The sequence below is a fragment of the [Zimmermannella] faecalis ATCC 13722 genome, assembly GCF_000381765.1.
Taxonomy (GTDB): Bacteria; Actinomycetota; Actinomycetes; order Actinomycetales; family Microbacteriaceae; genus Gulosibacter; species Gulosibacter faecalis.
The window spans coordinates 145,225-162,235 of record NZ_KB907077.1 but is presented as its reverse complement, the minus strand read 5'-3'; the positions used below and the strand labels follow the sequence as shown (position 1 = coordinate 162,235).

18 protein-coding genes are annotated in these 17,011 nt (G+C 70.0%); 3 read left to right on the top strand and 15 right to left on the bottom strand.

Going from position 1 to position 17,011, the window contains the following annotated elements; all coding sequences use genetic code 11:
* Window positions 1–16 precede the first annotated feature (16 nt).
* A complete protein-coding gene (locus G328_RS0106645) occupies window positions 17–949 on the bottom strand; it encodes a dihydrodipicolinate synthase family protein (RefSeq protein WP_019618563.1) in 933 nt (310 codons plus the stop codon).
* A gap of 201 nt (window positions 950–1,150) precedes the next feature.
* On the opposite strand from G328_RS0106645, the gene G328_RS0106640 reads away from it, so the two are divergent.
* A complete protein-coding gene (locus G328_RS0106640) occupies window positions 1,151–2,170 on the top strand; it encodes a LacI family DNA-binding transcriptional regulator (protein ID WP_019618562.1) in 1,020 nt (339 codons plus the stop codon).
* Here G328_RS0106640 and G328_RS0106635 read toward each other — a convergent pair.
* The 5 genes from G328_RS0106635 to G328_RS0106620 all read right to left on the bottom strand — a co-directional run bounded on the left by G328_RS0106635 (window position 2,163) and on the right by G328_RS0106620 (window position 6,924).
* Entirely contained in the window at window positions 2,163–3,914 is a 1,752-nt protein-coding gene (locus G328_RS0106635) for a siderophore-interacting protein (RefSeq protein WP_019618561.1), read from the bottom strand. The genes G328_RS0106640 and G328_RS0106635 overlap by 8 nt on opposite strands.
* Before the next feature lie 69 nt (window positions 3,915–3,983).
* Window positions 3,984–5,048 (bottom strand): FecCD family ABC transporter permease, encoded by a 1,065-nt coding sequence (locus G328_RS0106630; protein WP_051082866.1) that lies wholly within the window; start codon window positions 5,046–5,048, stop codon window positions 3,984–3,986.
* On the bottom strand, window positions 5,045–5,443 hold the full coding sequence (locus tag G328_RS16170) for a FecCD family ABC transporter permease (RefSeq protein ID WP_390295652.1): 399 nt from the start codon (window positions 5,441–5,443) through the stop codon (window positions 5,045–5,047). Before G328_RS16170 ends, G328_RS0106630 begins: the two co-directional genes overlap by 4 nt.
* Window positions 5,444–5,530: 87 nt before the next feature.
* Complete coding sequence (locus G328_RS16735; protein ID WP_235619853.1) at window positions 5,531–5,938, bottom strand: iron chelate uptake ABC transporter family permease subunit; 408 nt, start codon at window positions 5,936–5,938, stop codon at window positions 5,531–5,533.
* Complete coding sequence (locus tag G328_RS0106620; RefSeq protein ID WP_019618559.1) at window positions 5,890–6,924, bottom strand: ABC transporter substrate-binding protein; 1,035 nt, start codon at window positions 6,922–6,924, stop codon at window positions 5,890–5,892. The genes G328_RS16735 and G328_RS0106620 overlap by 49 nt, the downstream gene beginning before the upstream one ends.
* 14 nt (window positions 6,925–6,938) lie before the next feature.
* Here G328_RS0106620 and G328_RS14535 point away from each other — a divergent pair, with 14 nt between their 5' ends.
* Window positions 6,939–7,343 (top strand): helix-turn-helix transcriptional regulator, encoded by a 405-nt coding sequence (locus tag G328_RS14535; protein WP_019618558.1) that lies wholly within the window; start codon window positions 6,939–6,941, stop codon window positions 7,341–7,343.
* On the opposite strand, the gene G328_RS14530 is transcribed toward G328_RS14535, so the two are convergent.
* The 9 genes from G328_RS14530 to G328_RS0106570 all read right to left on the bottom strand — a co-directional run bounded on the left by G328_RS14530 (window position 7,294) and on the right by G328_RS0106570 (window position 16,023).
* On the bottom strand, window positions 7,294–8,715 hold the full coding sequence (locus G328_RS14530; RefSeq protein ID WP_019618557.1) for an FGGY-family carbohydrate kinase: 1,422 nt from the start codon (window positions 8,713–8,715) through the stop codon (window positions 7,294–7,296). The genes G328_RS14535 and G328_RS14530 overlap by 50 nt on opposite strands.
* On the bottom strand, window positions 8,712–10,175 hold the full coding sequence (locus G328_RS0106605) for an FAD-binding oxidoreductase (RefSeq protein WP_019618556.1): 1,464 nt from the start codon (window positions 10,173–10,175) through the stop codon (window positions 8,712–8,714). Before G328_RS0106605 ends, G328_RS14530 begins: the two co-directional genes overlap by 4 nt.
* Window positions 10,176–10,239: 64 nt before the next feature.
* Window positions 10,240–11,025 carry an SDR family oxidoreductase gene (locus G328_RS0106600; RefSeq protein WP_019618555.1) on the bottom strand — a complete coding sequence of 262 codons (786 nt, stop codon included), beginning with the start codon at window positions 11,023–11,025 and terminating at the stop codon, window positions 10,240–10,242.
* Window positions 11,018–12,007, bottom strand: coding sequence for an NAD(P)-dependent oxidoreductase (locus G328_RS0106595; RefSeq protein WP_019618554.1), 990 nt, complete (start codon window positions 12,005–12,007; stop codon window positions 11,018–11,020). Before G328_RS0106595 ends, G328_RS0106600 begins: the two co-directional genes overlap by 8 nt.
* Window positions 12,004–12,519, bottom strand: a complete 516-nt coding sequence (gene fae / locus G328_RS0106590; protein ID WP_235619852.1) for a formaldehyde-activating enzyme — start codon at window positions 12,517–12,519, stop codon at window positions 12,004–12,006. Before fae ends, G328_RS0106595 begins: the two co-directional genes overlap by 4 nt.
* An 8-nt stretch (window positions 12,520–12,527) precedes the next feature.
* Entirely contained in the window at window positions 12,528–13,475 is a 948-nt protein-coding gene (locus G328_RS0106585) for a glycine betaine ABC transporter substrate-binding protein (protein WP_019618552.1), read from the bottom strand.
* A 61-nt stretch (window positions 13,476–13,536) separates the two neighbouring features.
* A complete protein-coding gene (locus tag G328_RS0106580; RefSeq protein ID WP_026339702.1) occupies window positions 13,537–14,337 on the bottom strand; it encodes an ABC transporter permease in 801 nt (266 codons plus the stop codon).
* Between the two features lies 1 nt (window position 14,338).
* Entirely contained in the window at window positions 14,339–15,364 is a 1,026-nt protein-coding gene (locus G328_RS0106575; protein WP_019618550.1) for an ABC transporter ATP-binding protein, read from the bottom strand.
* Window positions 15,361–16,023, bottom strand: a complete 663-nt coding sequence (locus tag G328_RS0106570; protein WP_019618549.1) for an ABC transporter permease — start codon at window positions 16,021–16,023, stop codon at window positions 15,361–15,363. The genes G328_RS0106575 and G328_RS0106570 overlap by 4 nt, the downstream gene beginning before the upstream one ends.
* Before the next feature lie 129 nt (window positions 16,024–16,152).
* Between G328_RS0106570 and G328_RS0106565 the strand changes: the two genes are divergently transcribed.
* Window positions 16,153–17,007 (top strand): IclR family transcriptional regulator, encoded by an 855-nt coding sequence (locus tag G328_RS0106565; RefSeq protein ID WP_019618548.1) that lies wholly within the window; start codon window positions 16,153–16,155, stop codon window positions 17,005–17,007.
* Window positions 17,008–17,011: the final 4 nt, after the last annotated feature.

The window sequence follows — 17,011 nt, the reverse complement described above, 5'->3', positions numbered from 1 at the left end:
GGTGATTCAGCAGGCGCTATGCGTAGGCAACCTGACCGATTCCCGCCGCGTCGAATGCAGCCGCGATCTCCGCGTCCGCGCCCTCGGCGAGCGGCAGCAGCGGTGTGCGCACGGTCGCGTGCGAAAGGATGCCGCGGTGCACGAGGCCCCACTTCAGTGCGACGGTGCCCTCCATGTGCGAGCCACGGTGGTAAACGTTCTGTGTCACCGGCAGCAGGCGCTCGTGGATCGCGTGCGCGCGGTCGTAGTCGTGCGCCTTGCCCGCCTCAATGAGTTCGACGAGTGCCTCGGGAGCGATGTTGCCGTAGCCGACGAGCAGGCCGTCGACGTCGAACATCGTGGGTAGCAGGTACTCGTCGTGGCACGAGAGAATCTGCAGGTCGGGATGCGCGGCGCGCAGGGCGGGAATCTCGGTGTACCAGCGGCGCATGTTGCGCACACCGTTCTTCGTCGCGAACACGCCCTCCTGCCCGGCAATGTCGAGCTGCGTTTCAAGGTTGTAGCTCGCCTTGGTGTTGTCGGGGTACTGGAAGAGGATCAGCGGGAGGCCGCTCTCCTCGTAGATGTCGCGGTAGCGGGTCTGCGGCGCGCCGTCCTGGTAGCCGAAACGGAGCCAGCCGTGCGAGGGGTAGACGAGGCCGGCCGAAGCGCCCGCCGCGACCGCATCCTTCGCCTCAAGCGCGGCGGTCTTGTTGCCCTCCTTGGTGATGCCGGCGATGACCGGGATGCGACCGTCGGTGGAGGCAACGAACGCGCGGATGACGTCGAGCTGTTCGGCTTCGGTGAGGAAGGTGCCCTCACCGGCGTGGCCGAGCACGGTGAGGCTCTTGACGCCGTCGATTGAACCGAGCCACGAGCCGAGGCGCTGAATTGCGTCGTAGTCGACTTCACCGTCTTCGGTGAAGGGGGTCACGGGTGCGGGGTTGAGGCCGCGAAGGTCGAGCGACATGGTGTCTCCTTTTGCTCTTCGTTGAGTGGTCGATGGTGGGTCGCGATGGTTCCGGCAGTCGGTCGCGAATCGAGGTTTGCAAACGTTTGCAGGAACGATTGCAAGAATGACAGAGCCGCTCGCGCATGTCAATGCGGCGGCGAAAAAACGTCGCGCTATGCTCGACTTTCCGAGGCAGGTTCGAACCAAAGGAGGCGAAACATGTCGCATCCGACCGGTCAGGTCGTCACGCTCCGCGATGTCGCCGCCGCCGCCGGGGTCAGCGTCTCGACCGTGAGTCGGGCCCTCGACGACCGCCTCCCGGGCTCGAAAGGCGCGACGGCCGAGCGCATCCGCGAGCTCGCCGCCTCGCTCGGCTACCGGCGGAACGCCTACGCCTCCGGCCTGCGTCGCGGCGCGACGGGAACCATCGGCGTACTGGTCCCCCGCCTCACCGATGTCGTTATGGCGATGCTGTTCGAGTCGCTCGAGCGGGCGGCGAAGGCGAAGGGGTACTTCGCCGTCGTCGCAACCTGCGGTGATGACCAGGCAGACGAGCAGCGAGCCACCGAGACCCTGCTCGACCGCAATGTCGATGGCCTCGTGCTCGCGACGGCACGACTCGATGACGTCCTCACCACCTCGCTGCGGGAGCGGCAGGTGCCGCACGTGCTCGCGCTCCGCTCCGACCGCACGAGCCCCTCAGTGCTCGGCGACGACGAGACCGGTGGCTATCTCGCGGTGCGGCACCTGCTCGATCTCGGCCACCGCGAAATCGCCATGATCATGGGCCCATCCTTCGCGTCGAGCGCCGTTGATCGCGTCGCGGGGGCTCGCCGCGCGTTCACCGAGGCCGGACTCGACCTGCCCGAATCGCAAATCCGGAGCGGCAGCTACAGCCTCGAGGAGGGGTACCGCGCAGGCGCCGACCTCATCGATACGGTCGCGCCGAGCGCGATCTTCGCCGCGAACGATAACCTCGCGATCGGTGCGCTCCGCGCGGCGCACGAACGCGGCCTCACGCCAGGTTCCGACATCTCGATTGTCGGGTACAACGACATCCCGCTCGCGTCACGGCTCCCCGTTCCACTCACGTCGGTGCACACTCCGTTCGACCAGATTGCGGGCGCGGCGATCGACCTGCTGCTCAGCGGTGATGAGCCCGCTGATGGTTATGTTGAGCGCATCATGCCGACGCTCATTCCCCGAGCTTCGACGGCCGCACCCCGCCGCCTCAGCTGACATCGAAGACGAACAGCGAGTCGCCCCAACCGACCGTGACGCGCTCGGGCGCCGGCAGTTCGGCGCGCTCGAACAGTTCGCCGTGATGCTCGAGCGTGCGCGTGCCGCTGCCCGAGAGCGCGAAGTCGACGAGCGCATCCTCGGCCTCGTGCTCACCGACGAGCGACGCGGCGACACCCTCGGTGTAGACGTACAGCCGACCGCCCGGGCGGATGCTCGCGCGCGCGACCCGAAGCAGGTGCGCGGCGGACGTGTCGCCGAGGTCGTCGAGCGCGCTCGCGAGCACGATGCCGTCGACCGGTTCGTCGAGGTCGGCCAACCGCTCGACGACCCGCACGCTGGCCGAGGGTGCTACCTTCGCGATCGCCGCGGCGTAGGTGTCGGCGCCGCGGCCGGAGACCACGAGCTCACCGCGAGCCGGAATCGCGGCCGCGAGCGCGTCGGCGACCCACCGAGCCTCGTCGGCCTCGGCCTCGCGACGCTGCCGCAGCAGCTCGGGGTCGGCATCGACTCGGGCGGCCCACGAGTCGGCGCCGCACCGTTCCGACTCTCCCACGCCCGTACGCACGCTCTCGAGCAGCGCGAGCAACCCGGCGAGCTCGCGCTGCGCGTCATAGCCCTCGAGGCTGAGCCGCTCGGCCAGGCCGTCGTCATCGAGCGAGCCGCCGAGGTCGGTGAGCCGCACGGCCTCCCCATCCATCGCAACAACGCCGAGCGGTTCGAGGTACCCGAGTAGGCGCCGCAGCCCCTCGGGATTCGCACCGGTGCGCCGGGCGAGTTCGTCGATCGTCTGCGCCGAACCGTCGAACGCGGCGCCGAGCCCGATCGTCGCGGCGACGCGCAGCGCGAACCCCGGCGCGAGCTCGGTGAGCTCGTGGAACCGCTCGTCGTCGCCGACCGTCTCGACCGCGGCGTCGTCGCCCGCCTCGAGCTCCTGCCGGCGCCAGTAGCCGGTCACCTCGACGTGGTCTTTCGTCAGCTCCTTGTCGCGGCGCAGCCAGCGGCGAATCGGCGCGAGCGTGAGCGCCTCTCCCGCGACCCAGGCGTACGGAGTCCCGTCAAGCCACTCGGCGCCGCGAAGCGCGTCAGCGAGCAGGGTCGAGTGCCCCGCGGGCGCGCCGTCGCGGCTGAGCCAGGTGATCTCGACGCCCTCGGGCTGCGCAACCTGCTGCCGATGCGACCGCTCGGCGACCTCAATGAACACCTGCCCGGGCACGCCCTCGGGCCAGGACTCGAGCCAGCGCGCGATCGCGGGGAGCGCCGTCTCGTCGCCGGCCACGAGTATCCAGTCGACGTCGAGCGGGTTCGGCGCCGACGACTTCGGCCCCGCGATCTGCACGGTCTCGCCGGCCTGCACGCGCTCGGCCCAGCTCGTCGCGGGCCCCGTGCCGTGGCGCACGAAATCAACGTCGACCTCGCGGGACGCAGGGTCCCACCGCCGCACCGTGTACGTGCGCGTGAGCAGGTGCTCGTCGCCGCGGGGCCAGTCGAGCATGCCGTCGTTCTGCGTCGGCGCGACGAGTTCGGGGCCGTCGGGGTGCTGCAGGATCAGCTTGAACTCGTCGTCGAAGCCTTGCGAGCGGAACTCGGCGACGGCGTAGCCGTTCGGCGCAATGTGCGCGTCGAGGCCCGGCCCGCCGAGCGTGACCCGGCGCATCCCCGGTGTGACGTCGGCGACGCGGAGCACCTCAAGCCTTCGCGTCGTGATCGGGTAGACGTCGAGCGGGCGAAGGCGATGCGACATGGGGAACTCCTGGGTCGGGGCGAATGGGCCGGGGCGAAGGTGCGGGGCTGGGCGGGGCGGATGCGCGGCTCAGGCCGCGGTGAGGCGTCGGTGTTCGCGGGCGAGCAGCCACGCGAGGTAGGCACCGCCGATCGAGACGGTGATGAGCCCGACCGGGACGGGCGCGAACAGCTGCTCGACGATGAGGGACGCGACGTGGGCGGCGGCGAGCAGCGCCGCGCCCATGCCGGCGGCGCCGAGGAGGCTGACGCCCGGAGAGCGGGTGAGGCGCAGCGCGAGCTGCGGCGCGGCGAGCGCAACGAAGCTGATGGGGCCGGCCGCGGCGGTGACGATCGCGCTGCAGGCGACGCCGACGACGATGAGCGAGAGGCGGGCCCGGCCAGGGTTGACACCGAGTGTCGCAGCGAACTCGTCGCCGAGCTCGAGTTGCCGCAGACGGGGCGCGAGCGCCGCCGCAGCGACGGCGATGGCGGCGGCGAAGATGAGGGTCGGGATGAGCGCGCCCCAGGTCACGCGGCTGAGCGAGCCTGCGGCCCAGAACCCGACCGTCATCGCGTCGGCGATGTCGGCGCGCGTGACGAGGTAGGCGTTCCCCGAGCCGAGCAGGGCCGACACGGCGATGCCGACGATGATGAGCCGGAACCCCTGCAACCCGTGCCGACGCGCGAGCAGGTACACGACGAGCGCGGTACCGAGCCCGCCCGCGGTCGCAGCGAACGCGAGCACCCAGTAGCCGCCCGCCCCGAAGCAGAGCATCGTGACGACGACCGCGGTGTACGCGCCCGTGTCGAAGCCGATGACGTCGGGCGAGCCGAGCGGGTTGCGGGTGATCGACTGGAACACCGCGCCGCTCATGCCGAGCAGCGCCCCGAACACGACGCCGGCGAGGGCGAAGGGAAGCCGCCAGTCGAGCACGATGATGCGGTGAAAGCGCTCGCCTCCGCCCGCGAGCACGGCGGCGACGTCGGGCAGCGTGAGCCCGTAACTCCCAAGTGCGAGCGAGGCCGTCGCGAGCACCGGCGCGAGGCCGAACAGGGCGGCCGTCACGGCGAGCCAGCGCACCCGGATGCGCGCCGACCACCAGCGGGTGCGGGTGGTGATAACCCGCGGGGTCGCGACCAACTCCCGGGTCACAGCGCACTCACGTTCCGACGGCGCACAAGCGCGATAAGCACCGGGGCGCCGATCACGGCGATGACGATGCCCGCCTCGATCTCGCCGGGCGCGATGACGCGACCGAGCACATCCGCCGCGAGCAGGAGCACGGGCGACGCGAGCATCGAGAACGCGATGATCCAGCGCTGATCGGGCCCGACGAACCAGCGCACGGCGTGCGGCACGACGAGCCCGATGAACGCAATGCCGCCCGTGAGCGCGGTCGCGCCGCCGGCGAGCAGCGTCACCGCGATGATGCCGGCGGCCCGCGTGCGCGCGACACGGGTGCCGAGCGCCCGGGCGAGGTCGTCGCCGAGCGCGAGCTGATTCAGGGCCGACCCGAGCACAACCGCGATCGCGAGGCCCGCAAACAGCAGCGGCGCGACCGCCGCGGTGTCGGCGAGGTCGATGCGCGCGAGCGAGCCGAGCCCCAGCTGCGCACGACGCGGAACGTGTCCTCATCAATGAGCGTGAGAAAGCTCGAGATGCCGTTCAGCACGGCCGCGATGGCGACGCCCGCGAGCACGAGCGTCATCGGCGACGCCGAAGCTCGCGCCCGTGATGAGGCCGACGACGGTGCGGGGAATCCGCGAATCCCAGACGATCACCGACGCCTCGGTCGTGTCGTGCGCGAGCAGGCCGCGCCACACCTCCGCGAGCGGCAGGTCTTTCACCCCGAACGCGACGCTCGCCGCAATCATTACGGCGAGGAGCACGACGAACACGACGACGCCGAGCGCGCGACGGCGCGCACGCGAAACCGCGGAGGCGGGAGTTCCCGCCGCCTCCGCGGTGTTCGGCTCGGTCGTCGCGGGCGAGGTCAGCTCAGCGCCTCGCTGCCGTACTCGGCGAGGGTGTCGATGAGCCACGGCAGGCCGAGCACGCTCTGCTGCGTGAGCCCCCACGCGAAGCTGTTCGTCTCGTCTTCGTCGACGACGTCGTTGATGACGACGCGGCCGTCGGCCACCGCCGGCACTTGCTGGTAGAGCTGCGAGGTCGTGAAGAACTCGCTCGAGGGCTCGTCGAAGATGCTCACGAGCAGGAAGTCGGCGTCAATCTCGCCGATGAGCTCGTCGCTCACGACGTCATCGCTCGCGAACTGTTCGGCCGCCTCGGGCAGCGTGAAGCTGAGCATTTCGAAGAGCGTCGCGGTGTCTGACCCCGGCGTGCTGTCGTAGGCGGCGCCCCACTCCTCGTCGTAGACGACGACGTGGGCCGCGGTCTTCCCCTCGAACTCGGGGTGCGCCTCGGCGGCCTCCTGAATCACCGCTTCGGTCTCGGCGACCGCCTGCGCGCCCGCCTCGCCGAGGTCGATCGTGTCGGCGAGGGTCGTCGTGATCTCCTGCCACGTGAGCTCGCCCGTTTCGGCGTAGAGCACGGGCGCAATCGCGCTGAGCTGGTCGAACCGGCCCTGGTCGAACGTCGTGTTCGCGGCGAGGTTCACGATGAGGTCGGGCTCCAACGCCGCAACCTCCTCCGCCGAAATGTCGGCTCCGGCACTCGACTCCCAGAGGGTGTCGATCGACGCGATCTGCTCGTCGTCGAGCCACGGGTTGCGGTCGACCGTCGAGGGCGCGAACACGGGCGTGCCGCCGAGCGCAAAGAGGGCGTCGGTGTCGACCGTCGCATCGGTGACGATCGCGATGCGCTCGGGGCGCGCCTCGAGCTCGGTGTCGCCGAACGGCGTCTCGAGCGTGAGCGGGTACGACGTCGTCCCCTCGCCCGCCGGGAGCAGGGCGCTCGCGGCGTCGGTCTCGCCGGTCGCGGGCGCGGCCGAGGCGCATCCCGCGAGCGCGACGAGCGTCGCGACTGAGCCGAGCGCGGCGAGCAGTTCTCGGGCGGGGTGTGCGGTCATGAACGCGGGTTTCCGTGAACCTCGAGCGGCAGGTGCTCGCGCGCATCGAGCGGCACCCGGTGAGCGAGGCCGCGCTGCCGCTCCCGAGCGCAGGACCCGCGCTCGGCGTCGCCGAGGCGTTGCGGTTCAACCCCGGCGACGACCGCACCCTCGACGAGCTCGCGGCGGCGCACCACGCGTCGTCGCGCACGGTCGAGCGCGCCTTCATCGCCGACACGGGCCGCACGTTCCGGCAGTGGCGCACCCAGACCCGCATGGAGGCCGCGGCAATGCTGCTGCGGGCGCCGAAGGGCATCGACGCGGTCGCCCACCGGGTCGGCTACCTCGACGTGAGCGCGTTTCGCCGGGCCTTCAAGGCGTACTTCGGCGTCACGCCGGGCGAGTACGCCGCGCGGCACCGATCCGCTGATACTCGGTGACGTCGAGCGAGCGCACACCGGCAATCACTCGGGCGTGGCTGCGGGCGAGCTCCGCGTAGAGTTCGGCGTCGGCATCGGCCGTCTCGACCGTCGCCAACCGCACCATGGCGCGCTGCGCCGCCGCGAAGTCGGGATGCACGCCGCTGCCGACCGCGGCACAGATCGCGGCCCCGAGCCCCGCGGCGTCGGGGCAGGTCGGCACCCGCACGGGGGCCCGAAACAGCGCCTGGAGCACGCCGAGCAGCACCTCGTTGCGGGCGCCGCCGCCGCTCACGATCACCTCGTCGATCGACCGACCGAGGTCGGCCGCCATCGCGGTGAGCGTGCGGTACATCGTGAACGCGATCGACTCGAGCACGGCGCGAAAGATGGCGCCCCTCCCCTGCGACCCATCGAACCCGAGCAGCGCGCCGCGCCACTCGGGGTGTGCGTCGGGGGCAAGCCAGTCGAGCACCGCGACGACGCCGTCGGCGCCGGGCGGCACCTCGGCCGCGAGCCGCGTGAGGGCCGCCTCGTCGACACCGACGAGGTCGCGCACCCAGCTGACCGTCCACATGCCCCGCCGAATCCCCTCGGACTCCACGAGGAACCGGTCGGGCTCGGCCGCCGCGTTGGTCCAGTGGGTGTCGCCGTCGGCGACGAACTCGTCGGTCACCATCATCCCGGCGATATACGTGCCGAGCGAGAGCACGGCGCTCGAGGGCGAGGCGAGCCCCGCGCCGAGCGCCTCGACCGCTTTGTCGTTCGAGGTCGCGAACACGGGGATGCCGACCCTGAGGCCGGTCGCCCGCGCCGCCGCATCGGTGATCTCGCCGAGCGCGGCGCCCGGCGGCACGAGGTCGAACAGCTGTTGCCGCGTCACGCCGAACGCGCGCAGCTCGGCGTCGCCGCCCCAGGTACCCGTCGCGAGGTCGACCGGCCAGGCGCCGAGGTAGTTGCCCGCCGTATCCACCGTCGCGCCCGTCAGGCGGTGGGTGAGGTACCCGGAGCAGGTCGTCACGAACGCCTCGTCGGCCGACTCAGCCCGGTGCGGTCGCCCGACCCGGGCGTCCATCCAGCTCATCATCGGCCGCGCGAGGCGCCCGTCGCGCCGCAGCACCGCGCGGCAAAAACGGATGCCACACAGGCCCACCGCGACCACCCGTTCGGGCCGGTCGAGCTGCGCCATCGCCGCCCGGGCGGCGTGCGCGACCGACTCCCACACGTCGTCGTCGGGGTGCATCCATTCGCCCTCGCGGCCGGCGACGTACGGCGCGAGCGCGTGGCGCCCCTGTGCCGCAACTTCGCCGTCGGGCCCGAACACCGTCACCTTCGCCGACTGCGAGCCGCAGTCGATGCCGACGATGAGCGGGCCCGCGGGCGCTGACGTCACGCCTGCTCCGGGTAGATCGTGCCGAAGTTCATGATGCCCTCGGAGTCGAGCCCACGCTTGAGCAGCTCGAGCAGCGGATACGCGCTGCCGTGCTCCTCGAGCGTCCACGGCGTGCGGTACTTGCCGATGCCGTGGTGGTGCACCATCGAGCCGCCGTGCCGCAGCGCCTCCTCGACGATGATCGCGTTGAGTGGGATGTGGTACTCGCGAATCTCGTCGCGCGGCTCGACCTCGATGCGATAGTCGTAGACGAAGTAGAGGTTCGTGCCGCTCTGGTACGAGTGCGACGAGTGGGCGCCGAGCAGCGTGAGGTCGGCGGCGCGCGGGAACTCGGTGCGGATGCGCCGCATGACCGACTCGAACAGGTCGCCGACGCGGCTCCAGTTCACCGAGACCTCGGTCGTGTAGCCGAGCTCGTGCTCGGCGAGCATGTGCTCGATCTCAGCGTCGATCTTGTCTTGCCCCCAGTTGAGGTTCGCGAACCACGCCTCGATGAGCGCTGGGTCGACGGGAGTGTGCGGGATGTCGTCGAAGATCGCGCGGATGCCGGCCTCGGTGGCGTCGGCGATACCGGCGGGCCCCTCGGCGACGAAGACGACGACGGCCTTGCCCTCGGCGAAGTGCGAGAAGTGCTGCGAGGCGTCGCCCTCGGAGTACACGCGGGCGACCGACGGCCGGTACCCGTCGACGATGACCTTGCGCAGCCCCTCGACACCGGCCGGGAGCGAGTCAACGAGGTAGCCGACGAACCGGTTGTGCTCGGGCTGGTACTTGAACACCTTGATCGTCACCTCGGTGATGAAACCGAGCGCGCCCTCGTTACCGATGATGATGTGGCGAATATCGGGGCCCGCGGCGCGACGCGGCACCGACTTGATGCGCACCGTGCCGACGTCGGGGAACACGGCCTCGACGCCGAGCACCATGTCTTCGATGCCGCCGTAGAGCGTCGAGAACTGCCCGATCGACCGGGTCGCGACGAGGCCGCCGTACTGCGCGAGCGGCTTCGACTGCGGCGAGTGCCCCGTCGTGAGGCCGCGCTCACGCAGCACGGCCTCGAGCCGCTCGAGCGGCACGCCGCACTGCACGGTCGCGGTCATGTCGGTCTCGTTGATGTCAAGAATCTCGTTCATGCGCGAGCCGTCGAGCACGATCGAGCCCTCGACGACGGTCTCGAGGCCGCCCTCGGTCGCGGTGCGCCCGGTGCGGGGCACGATGTTGATGCGGTGCTCGCGGGCGAAGGCGAGCACGCGCTCGACGTCGTCGACCGAGCGAACGTAGGCGATCGCGGCGGGGAACGGGCCGTCGAAGATGCCGTGGGCGGCGGAGTACTTCTTGAACCGATCGACGCTCGCGGCGCGGAGCTCGTCGGGGTCGGTGTCGAGCTGATCGGCGCCGAGCAGGTCGGTGAGGTGTTGCACGATCTCGGATTCGGACAGGGTTGCGCGAGACGCCACCATGGCTGGTCTCCTTCTTCGGGTCGAGCTGGTTGTCGAGTGGAATTGGATGCGGGGTCGCAGCGCGTCAGCGCACGAGGTAGCCGCCGTCGACGGTGAGGGTGTGGCCGTTGACGTAGTCGGAGGCTCGGCTCGCGAGGAACACGAGCGGCCCCATGAGGTCGGCGACCTCGCCCCAGCGACCAGCCGGGATGCGGTCGAGGATGCGCTGGTTCTCGCCCGGGCGGCTGCGCGTCACGGCCGTGATGGCCGTCGCGAAGTAGCCGGGCGCGAGGGCGTTCACCTGAATGCCATAGCGGCCGAGTTCGTCGGCGTACGCCTTCGTGAGGCCCGCGATGCCGTGCTTCGTCGCGGCGTAGGCGGGCGAGTCGAGGCCACCGAGAAACGCGAACAGCGAGGCGATGTTGATGATCTTCCCGCTGCGCCGCGGAATCATGGCGCGCGCCGCGAAGTGGCTGAGCTCGAACGCCGCGGTGAGGTTGACGGCGACCATCGGGTCCCACTCGGCTCGACCGAACTCGGTGACCCCGCCGAGGCGCACGATGCCGGCCGAGTTCACGAGGATGTCGATCGCCCCGAACGTTGCGATGCAGTCGGCGATGACCCGCTCGGGTACGCCGGGCTCGGTGAGGTTCGCGGGCGCGCAGGTCACGGTGCCGCCGCCGGGGCGCACGAGCGCCGCGGTTTCGCCGCCGTCGTCGATCACCGAGGGGGCGTAGACGTTCGCCCCGGCGTTCGCGAGCGCGACCGTGAAGCCCTGGCCGAGCCCCGTGTTCCCGCCCGTGACGAGCGCGGTCTTACCGGCGAGCGAGAAGGCGTCGAGGGTGAAGTCGCCGAGGTCGCCGTCAGACATGCTCGACCTCGCCCTCGGCCATCGCGGGCACGGGCGCCGCCACGAGGTGCGGACCGATCGGCTCGGGCTGTTCGAGCCGAAGGTTCTGCCGCAGCAGGTCTTCGTAGAGCTTGAACGGGGTCATCTCCCCAGCAGTCGGCCCGTACTGCGCAAGCGCCCGGCGGTACACCTGCTCGACGAGCCCCGACAGCTCGACCGGCACCCCGACCGAGCGCGCGAGGTCGATCGAGAGCCCGAGGTCTTTGCACGCGAGCGCGATCGCGAAGCCCTCGTCGTAGTCGCCGTGGTTGAGGATCGACAGCACGTCTTGCTCGAGGAAGTTGCTGCGCGCGGGGCTCGCGATGAGCGCGCTGCGCAGCACCCCGAGGTCGACGCCGGCCGCCGCGCCGATCGCGAGCACCTCCGACGTTGCGACGAGGTGCGAGAACCAGAGCTGGTTGATGAGCAGCTTCACGGCGTACCCGGCGCCAGCCGCGCCGACGAGGAAGATGCGCTCGGGGTCGCCCATCGCCTCGAGCACGGGGCGCACCCGCAGGTACTCGTCGTGCTCGGCGCCGACGAAGATCTGCAGCGTGCCGTTCGCGGCGCCGATCGACATGCCGCTCACGGGCGCGTCGATGAGCGTGAGCCCGCGATCGGCGTGCTCGGCGCGGATCGTCGCGACGACCTCGGGCACCGACGTCGACATGTCGATCCAGGTACCGCCGTCGCGAATCCCGGCGAGGATCCCGTTCGGGCCACGGGCGACCGAGTCGACAATCTTCGGCGTCGGCAGCATCGTGATGACGATGTCGCTCTCGGCCGCGAGCGTGCTCGGGTCGTCGGCCCACCGCGCGCCGCGGGCGACGAGCTCCTCTGCGGCCTCGGGCCGCGCATCCGTCACGATGAGCGGGAAGCCCGCGCGCAGGATGTTTCGGGTCATGCCCGACCCCATGTTGCCGAGACCGATAAAGCCGATCACCGGCAGGTGTGTTGTGGTCATTCAGGTTCCTCGGCCTTCGTTGGCGCGGTGTAGAAGGGATTGGCTGGCGCCGAGCGGGCGTCGAGCACGTCGTCGAGTGCGGGCAGGCCGGATGCGCCATTGCGCAGGGCCGTGCGGGTCGCCTCGCGATTGTGGTGGTAGACGGCGTCGGCGTCGGTCGCGGCGGGGTTCACCCACACCGCGGCGATGATGGCGGTGCGGTCGACCTCGTCGGCGGCGATCACGCCCTCGGCGACGGCGTCGGCGACGCCGGCCGCGACACCGGCCTGCGCCGGGCCCCAGATGAGGTCGCCGTGCGCGTCGTCGGCGGGCGCCGCCTTCGTCACAAACAGCGTGAGCGGCTTGACCGGCAGCGAGGGGCGCAGCACCGCAACGAACGGCACGTGGCCGGCGCTCGGCGACGCGAGGGCGCTCGCCCAGGCGGTACCGACCGGGCCCTCGCGGTCGCCGAAGACGGTGTTGATGTGGGCGGCGTTCGCCCCCTCGCCGATGAACGATTCGCCGAGCTGCATCGCCGGCATTAGAGGAGCCCGTTCTCGGTGAGGAACTCGACCGCGACGTCGCGGGGCTCTTCGCCGTCGACGTCAACGCGCTGGTTCAGCTCCTGCATGACCTCGGTCGTGAGCAGCGGGGTGAGTTCGGCGAGCACGTCGGCGACCTCGGGATACTCGTCGAGAATCGACTGCTGCATCGTAAACGCGCCCTGGTACGCGGGGAAGAACTCCTGGTCGTCCTCGAGCACGACGAGGTCGAGCGCGGGGATGCGGCCGTCGGTCTGGAACACCTCGCCGAAGTTGCAGTCGGCGCCGTCGGCGGTCGCGGTGTAGATGACGCCGGTGTCGAGCATCACGACGTTGCTCTCGGGCACGTCGATGCCGTACGCCTCCGAGAGGCCGGGCCAGCCGTCATCTCGGGTCGAGAACTCGCTCTCGATACAGAAGGTCTGTTCCTCCTCGGGCAGCGACGCGATGTCGCTGAGCGACGTCACGCCGAGCTCCTCGGCCTTATCGGCGCGAATCGCGAAGGCGTACGTGTTGTTGAAGTCGGCGGGGTCGAGCCAGGCGATGCCGTTCTCGGCGTCGGCCTCCTTAACCGCCTCGAACTGCTCCTCGGTACCCTTCACCGGCTCGGTGTTGCCGAGGTAGGTGATCCACGAGGTGCCGGTGTACTCCCAGTAGCCGATGAACTGCCCGTTCTCGAGTGCCTGGCGCACGTTGGTCGAGCCGACGAGGTCGGTGTTCGCGGTGAGGTCGGCGCCGTGGTGGTTGAGCAGCTCGGTCGTCATGTGGGCGAGGATGTACTGCTCGGCGAAGTCCTTCGAGCCGACCTCGCCGGTGAGGCCGGCGAGCTCGTCGCTCGCGGGTTCGGTCGAGCCGCCACCGCTCGAGCAGGCGGTGAGGGCGAGCAGGGCGACCGCGCCAACCGCGGCGATGCGGGCGAGGCGGTGGGGTTTGATGAACGAGGTCATGAGGGGTCCTTTCAACGGCCGACGGGCGGCGGGTGTGAGTGAGGGTGAGGGATAAGGATGGTTAGCGGCGCAGCGATGCGTCGCCGGGGGTGACGAAGTCTTCGACAAGGCCGGCGACCCAGTCGATGAGGATGGCGATCGCGGCGACGAGCACCGCGCCGGTGAGCAGCACGGGGAAGCGCTGGAGCTTGAGGCCGTTGACGATCATGTCGCCGAGCCCGCCCGCGTTGATGAAGGTCGCGACGGTCGCGACCCCGACCGCGAAGACGAGGGCGGTGCGCAGGCCCGCGAGAATCACCGGCACCGCGAGCGGGAGCTCGACTTTGAAGAGCACCTGCGCCGGGCGCATACCCATGCCCCGCGCCGCCTCCTTGATGTTCGGGTCGACCTGCTCGAGGCCGGTCATCGTGTTTCGCAGCACTGGCAGGAACGAGTAGGCGACGAGGGCGATAAGGGCCGTGACGAAGCCCGTCTGCCACCAGATCGCGAGCAGAATCACGAGGCCGACGGCCGGGGTGGCCTGGCCGATGTTCGCAATGCCGATGATGATGCCCCGCACGATCTTCGAGCGCGTGCGGCTCACGAGAATGCCGGCAGGAATCGCGAGCACGGCGACGAGCACCGATGCGGCGATCGCGAGCACGAGGTGCTCCCGAATACGGGCGGCGATGTAGCTCGCATTGAGGGTGCGCTGCTCGATCGAGTCGAGCTCGAGCGACGAGATCCACAGCCAGAGCGCGAGCAGCCCGACGGCGATCACGATCAGCGGGATGAGCTTCTTGAACACTCGGCCCCGGCGCGCTGGCGGCTTCGACTGCGACAGCAGGAGTGCCGTCGTCGGGCTTTCCACGGTGGTCGACACGTCACTCACCGCCCGGCGACTGGGTCGTGCCGCGGAGTTCGGTCGACACGGCGGCGAAGTCGATCGAGCCGATCGTCGCGCCGTCTCGGGTCACGTTGACGGCCGGCGAGCCGGTGACCACGAGCGTGTCGAGGGCGTCGCGCAGGGTGAGTTGCGCATCCACCGTCGCCGCCGCCTCGGGGCGCGCCGGCGCGAGCCGAACGCGTGAGAGCGGGATGAGCGCGAGCCGTTTGAGGGCGGCGCCGTGGCCGATGAACGACGAGACGTACTCGTTCGCGGGCCGGGCGAGGATCTCGGCGGGCGTATCGAACTGCTCGATCTTGCTGCGCTGGCCGAGCACCGCGATGCGGTCGCCGAGGCGAATCGCCTCCTCGAAGTCGTGCGTCACGAAGATGATCGTCTTACCGATGCTCGCCTGAATGTCGAGGAACTCCGACTGCAGCCGCTCGCGGGTGATCGGGTCGGTCGCGCCGAACGGCTCGTCCATGAGCATGATGGGTGGGTCGGCCGCGAGCGCCCGGGCGACGCCGATGCGCTGCTGCTGGCCGCCCGAGAGCTGGCGCGGGTAGCGGCCGGCGAACGTGCCCGGGTCGAGCTCGACGGTCGCGAGCAACTCCTCGACCCGGTCGGCGATCTTCGACTTCGACCAGCCGAGCAGCTTCGGCACGATGCCGATGTTCTCGGCGATCGTCATGTGTGGGAACAGGCCGATCTGCTGAATCACGTAGCCGATGTGGCGCCGCAGCTCGTTCGGGTTGAGCGAGAGCACGTCGTGGCCGCCAACCTTGATCGAGCCCGAGGTCGGCTCGATGATGCGGTTGATCATCTTCATCGTGGTCGTCTTGCCGCAGCCACTCGGGCCGACGAACACGACGAGTTCGCCGGGGTTCACGTGCATCGAGAACTCGTTGACGGCCGCCGACTCCTGGCCCGGGTACACCTTCGTAACCTGGTCGAGTTCGATGTCGATGGCGCCTTCCGAAGACGCGAGGCGGTCGAGCACGGCCGCATTCGAGGTGGAGGTCATTTGAGGCCCTTCGAAGTGGTGAATCGAATGAGGATGGTGAACGCGCCATCGAGAATGAGCGCGACGATGATCGTGGCGACGGTGCCGACGAGGGCGTAGTTCAGCGCGTGCGCCGAGCCGAGCGTCGAGAGGCCGCGGAAGATGTACTGACCGAGCCCGGGGCCGGCGACGTACGCCGCGATTGCCGCGATGCCGACGGCGAGCTGGGTCGCGACGCGGGCGCCCGTGAGAATGACGGGCCACGCGAGCGGAAGCTGCACGGTGAGGAGCGTGCGCGGCCCGCTCATACCCACGCCGCGGGCCGACTCGAGAATTGCGGGTGGCACCTCGCGGAGGCCAACCGCCGTGTTCCGGATGATCGGGAGGAGCGCGTAGATCACGAGCGCGACGATCGTCGGGCCCCAGCCAAGGCCGAGCACGGGGCTCAGCAGCGCGAGCACCGCAAGTGACGGCACGGTCATGAGAATGGCCGAGGTCGAGATCGACAGTTCGCGCCAGAACGGCTGCTGCCACACGAGAATCCCGATCGTCATGCCGACGATGAACGCGATGCCGACCGACAGCAGCGTCACCGCGAAGTGCTCACCGATGAGCAGCAGGATGTCTGCCCACCGTGACTCGAGAAAGTTGAGCAACTTCTCGAAGGTAAATCCGCTCATAGAGCACCCCGTTCTCGTCGTTGAGAGTGTGCGCCGGCGCACGAATGCTGATGTCTCAAAAATTAGCAGCAGGGGTTCATATCAACAACGAGCGTTGTAACTATGGCAACACCATGTTTGGATGTCGCCATGGCAAGCACATCCACCGGCGGGCGCCGCAACAGCTCCGGGCTCGCCCGCGACCTCGAAATTCTCGAGCTGCTCTCGTCGCCCGAGGCGCGCGACGAGACCGGCCTCAGCGTCACCGCAATCGCACAGTCGACGGGCCGCGACAAGGGCGCCATCTCGCGCGCGCTCGCGACGCTCGCCGACTTCGGCTTCGTCGAGCGCAACGACGAGTCACGCACCTACGCGCTCGGGCCGCAGCTATTCGCGATGGCGAGCCGCTCGGTCGAAACCGCGCTCTCGCAGCGCATGCGCCCCGCCCTGCGCCAGATTGCCCTCGCGACCGGCGAGACGAGCCACCTCTGCGTGCTCCGCGGCGGCAACGTGCTCACGATCGCGAGTGAGCTCAGCCCGCACCAGATCCGCACGAACGGCTGGGAGGGCGTCACGACCTCGGCCTGGCGCACCCCCTCGGGCCGCGTGCTGCTCAGCGACTGGGACACCGCATCCATCACCCGCTGGTACGCCGAACACGGCACCGACAAGCCCGTGCTCGACGACGACCCGCGCGCCCTCTACCCGATTCTCGACGAGCCGAAGCACGACCGCGTGCTCGTGCGCGACCTCGAGAGCCTGCTTTCGCAGATCGCGACGATTCGCCAGCAGGGCTTCGCGCTGTCTGACGAGGAGCTCGAGTCGGGCGTAGTCGCGGCGTCGGCGCCGATCCGCGACTTCACGGGCCACGTCATCGCGGCCCTCAACGTGAGCGGCCCGCGCACCCGCATGGTGTCGCGGCTGCAGCAGCTCGGCACCTACGTCGCCGAGTCGGCCGAGCGCATCTCGACCCACCTCGGCTTCGCGCCGCACTCCGCAGGCTGACGGG